Origin of the sequence: Arthrobacter agilis, from assembly GCF_002953615.1 — a bacterium.
GTDB lineage: Bacteria > Actinomycetota > Actinomycetes > Actinomycetales > Micrococcaceae > Arthrobacter_D > Arthrobacter_D agilis_B.
In genome coordinates, this window is record NZ_CP024915.1 from 3,222,027 (window position 1) to 3,226,046 (window position 4,020).

The 4,020-nt window shown below is 71.0% G+C and carries 3 protein-coding genes and 1 pseudogene; 1 reads left to right on the plus strand and 3 read right to left on the minus strand.

The genetic code is table 11. The annotated features are described in order from the left end of the window. Nucleotides 1–517 (plus strand): annotated as a pseudogene (locus CVO76_RS15800) (DUF3417 domain-containing protein); the annotation flags it as partial. 84 nt (nt 518–601) lie between these two features. Here the strand turns inward: CVO76_RS15800 and glgX are convergent. The 3 genes from glgX to CVO76_RS15815 form a co-directional block, all read right to left on the minus strand. After that, nucleotides 602–2,704 (minus strand): glycogen debranching protein GlgX, encoded by a 2,103-nt coding sequence (glgX, locus tag CVO76_RS15805; protein WP_208740071.1) that lies wholly within the window; start codon nt 2,702–2,704, stop codon nt 602–604. A gap of 7 nt (nt 2,705–2,711) precedes the next feature. Then, nucleotides 2,712–3,695: a 23S rRNA (guanosine(2251)-2'-O)-methyltransferase RlmB gene (gene rlmB, locus CVO76_RS15810; protein ID WP_208740072.1), complete on the minus strand. Its 984-nt coding sequence runs from the start codon at nt 3,693–3,695 to the stop codon at nt 2,712–2,714. Between the two features lie 145 nt (nt 3,696–3,840). Further along, the coding region (locus CVO76_RS15815) for a CysS/YqeB C-terminal domain-containing protein (protein WP_432206107.1) at nt 3,841–4,020 on the minus strand (180 nt) is incomplete at its 5' end.

Here is a 4,020-nt window from a genome sequence, read left to right on the forward strand (position 1 = left end):
GATGATCAAGCACACCATGGCGACGCTCGGCCCCGCCGTGTCGGCCGACCGCATGCTGCAGGACTACGTGGAGAAGCTCTACCGTCCCGCCTGGCGCTCGGGCCAGGCGGCGGCGTCGGATTCCTTCGCCCTCGCCAAGCGGACCGCGGCCTGGCGCTCACGCGTCCAGGGCAGCTGGCCCGCCGTGCAGGTGGAGCACGTGGACTCGACCGGCGTGTCCGAGGACCCGCAGATCGGTGATTCCCTGACCGTGAACGCCTACGTGGCACTCGGCGGGCTCGACCCGGACGACGTGGCCGTCGAGGTGGCCTACGGCCGCGCACTCGAGAGCGACGAGCTGAGCGACGTGGCCGTCGACGACCTCACCGTCGCCGAGAACCTCGGCAGCGGGCGCTACCTCTTCACGGGCAGTATCCGGATCGACCACTCGGGGTCCTTCGGCTACACCGTGCGCGTGCTCCCGAAGCACTCGACCCTCGCCACGAAGGCCGAGCTCGGACTCGTCGTCAACGCCTGATCGACGACGCGCCCCTCCGGACGCGACGAAGCCCGGGACCGGACGGTCCCGGGCTTCGTCGTTCCCGGCGTGGGCCGGACGGACTCAGCAGCGGTAGATCCGCACCGAGTCGGCGGCGACGGTGTCGGCCTCGCCCGAGAGCAGCCGGCCGGCGTCGGTCGGCGCACCCCTCGCCGCGGAGTCGAAGGTCTGCGTGAAGGAGCGCGGCTGTTCGCCGGCCACGCCCTGCCCCTGCAGGATCCAGGCCGACGGCAGATGGATGCGCGTCTCGCGGAGCGAACCGTTGATCACCACGAGGCCGTTGATCCTCCCGCCCGTGGAGCCCAGCAGGAGCTGGACGGTCCGGGTGGCCGGATCGTTCCACTCCTGCGCCGTCATCGGCAGGCCCGCGGCGTTGAACCACAGGAGGGTGGACTGGTCGCTCCGCGACGGGAAGGTGGCGGGCTGCGCGGCCAGGAAGTCGCGTCGGATGGACAGCAGCGTGCGCGTGGCGGCCAGCATGTCCCGGGACGCGGCGTCGTCCGACCACTGCACCCACGCGAGGTCGTTGTCCTGGCAGTACGCGTTGTTGTTGCCGCGCTGCGTCCGGCCCCGTTCGTCCCCGGCGGTGATCATCGGGACGCCGAGCGAGATCAGCAGCGAGGCCATCACATTGCGGGCGCTCTTCTCACGGGCTGCGAGGATGCCCTCGTCCTCCGTGCGGCCCTCGGCCCCGTGGTTGTAGCTGCGGTTGTCGTTGGACCCGTCGCGGTTGCCTTCGCCGTTGGCCTCGTTGTGCTTGCGCTCGTACGCCGTGAGGTCGGCCAGCGTGAAGCCGTCGTGGGCCGTGACCATGTTGACCGACGCCAGCGGGCTCCGGCCGGATCCGGCGAACGTATCGGCCGACCCGGCGAGCCGGCCGGCCAGGCGTGCCGGCGAGGACCCCGTGCCACCGGCCGCGATGGACGCGACGTCCCGCAGCCAGAAGTCGCGGACGGTGTCCCGGAAGCCGTCGTTCCAGTCCGCCCAGCCCACCGGGAACCTCCCGGTCTGCCAGCCGTCCGGCCCGAGGTCCCACGGCTCGGTGATGAGCTTCGTACCGCGCAGGGCCTTCGAGGCGCCGGCCGCGACCAGGAAGGGGTGGCGCGGCGTGAACGTGTTGTTCTCATCGCGGGCGAGGGTGACGGCGAGGTCGAAGCGGAAGCCGTCCACGTGGCATTCCTCGACCCAGTAGCGCAGCGAGTCGAGCGCGAACTCCACGACCCGGGGCTGCGAGAAGTCCAGGCTGTTGCCGCACCCGGTCGTGTCGACGTACCGCCCGGCGTCGTCGTGCCGGTAGTAGTCCCGATCCCCGAGCCCGCGCCAGCACAGGGCCGGGCGGTGCTGCTCACCCTCGGCCGTGTGGTTGTAGACGACGTCGAGGAGGACCTCGAGGCCGGCCTCGTGCAGGGCGCGGACCATGCCCTTGAATTCGTCGAGCACCGCGTCCGGTCCCGCCTCCCGCGCGGCCGCTGTGGCATAGGCGGAGTGCGCCGAGAAGAATCCGAGCGTGTTGTAGCCCCAGTAGTTGCCCAGGCCGAGCGGCTCGAGGTGCGGCTCGTCGATGGAGAAGTGGATCGGCAGCAGCTCGACCGCGGTCACCCCGAGATCGCGGAGGTATCCGGTCATCACCGGGTGCGCCAGTCCGGCGTAGGTGCCCCGCAGCTCCTCGGGGATCCCGGGGTGGGCCTTCGTGAGACCCTTCACATGCGCTTCGTAGATGACGCTGTCACGCCAGGGCGTGCGCGGGTGCTCACTCGTCCCCCAGTCGAACGTGTGCTCGAGGAAGACCGAGTAGTAGGAGCGCGACGGCGGCTCATCGGCCCCGGCGGCGGGTCCAATCGGCTCGACCGCGCGCGCGTAGGGATCGAGCAGCAGCTGGGCCGTCCCGGGAGCTCCGGGAAGGTCCTCGCCGGTGGGCCAGAAGGCATAGAGCGCCCCCGGCGCCACCGGTCCCACCACACCGTGGTGGACGCCGCCGTCGAGCCCCACGAGCGTCTCGGACGTCCAGGTGCCGTCGGCGCGGCACCAGTGCACGTCCATGGAGGCGATGCCGGGCGCCCACACCGCGACATTCGCGTGCCCGTCCTGGCTCCATGCCCCCTTGACGGAGTGGAGCCCGAGCGGGAACTCGCGGGAGGCGCGCGTCAGCGGTGCGGGGTTGACCATGCCCGGGTCAGACCGAACGCTGGCGGGACACCTCGTACAGCGTGATCCCCACCGCCATCGACGCGTTGAGCGACTCCATGGCGGAGTCGATCGGGATGGAGACGATCTGGTCGCAGTTCTCGCGGACGAGCCGGGACAGGCCCTTGCCCTCGGAGCCGACGACGATGCAGATGGGGTCGCGGCCCAGGGACAGCTCGGGCAGCGAGACGTCGCCGTCGCCGTCGAGCCCGAGGACGAAGATGCCCTTGTCCTTGAAGGACTTCAGGGCCGAGTTCAGGTTGCCGACGCGCGCGACGGGGACCCGGACGGCGGCACCGGCGCTGGTCTTCCAGGCCGACGCCGTCACACCGACGGAACGCCGCTCCGGCACGATGACGCCATGGCTGCTGAAGGCGGATGCCGAGCGGATGATGGCCCCGAGGTTGCGGGGATCGGTGATGCCGTCGAGGGCCACGAACAGCGGGGCGTTCCCGATGTGGCCGCGCCTGTACCGCTCGATCGTCTCGTCCACGAGGTCCAGCGCGTCGGCGTACTCGTAGGGCGGGACCTGCAGCATGAGGCCCTGGTGCACCGCGCCGTCCGTCATGCGGTCGAGTTCGGGCTTGCCCGTCTCCATGACCGGGATGCCGCGCTCGGCCGCCATCTTCAGCGACTCCCGCACGCGGTCGTCCATCTCGATGCGGATCGCGACGTGCAGCGCCTTCGCAGGGATGCCCGCGCGGAGGGCCTCCACCACCGAGTTGCGGCCGGTCACGACCTCCTCGGCGGCCTTGCCCTTGGTGCGGCCCGTGCCGGCGTTCTTCCCGCCGGCGCGCTTGGCCGCGGAACGCTCCGAGAGCTCCTTGTTCTTGTACGCCTTGTGGTACGGGCGGTCCTCCGCCTTGGGAGTGGGTCCCTTGCCCTCGAGCGATTTGCGTCCGTGGCCGCCGGTGCCGATGGTGGGGCCCTTTTTCGTTTTGCGAACCGCGCCTGGACGTCCGTGACTGGCCATGGAGAGAACACCTTTATATAGAAGAAGAATCCCCTCCAGTTTACGCGGAGCCGGTGCAGTGCCCCGGCATACGCGATCCGGACGCGATCCGGACGTGATCCGGACGCGATCCGCCCTGGCCGGGACGGCGTCGGACGCCCCGCCGTCAGTCCCCCGAGAGGGACCAGGTGACGCCGTCCGCCGAGTCCTCGAGGGTGATCCCCGCGGCCGCCAGTGCGTCCCGGATGGCGTCCGCCCGCGCCCAGTCCCGTGCACTCCGTGCATCCGCACGGTCGGCGATGCGGTCCTGGACCAGGGCGTCGAGGGCCCTCGACGCGCGCCCGCG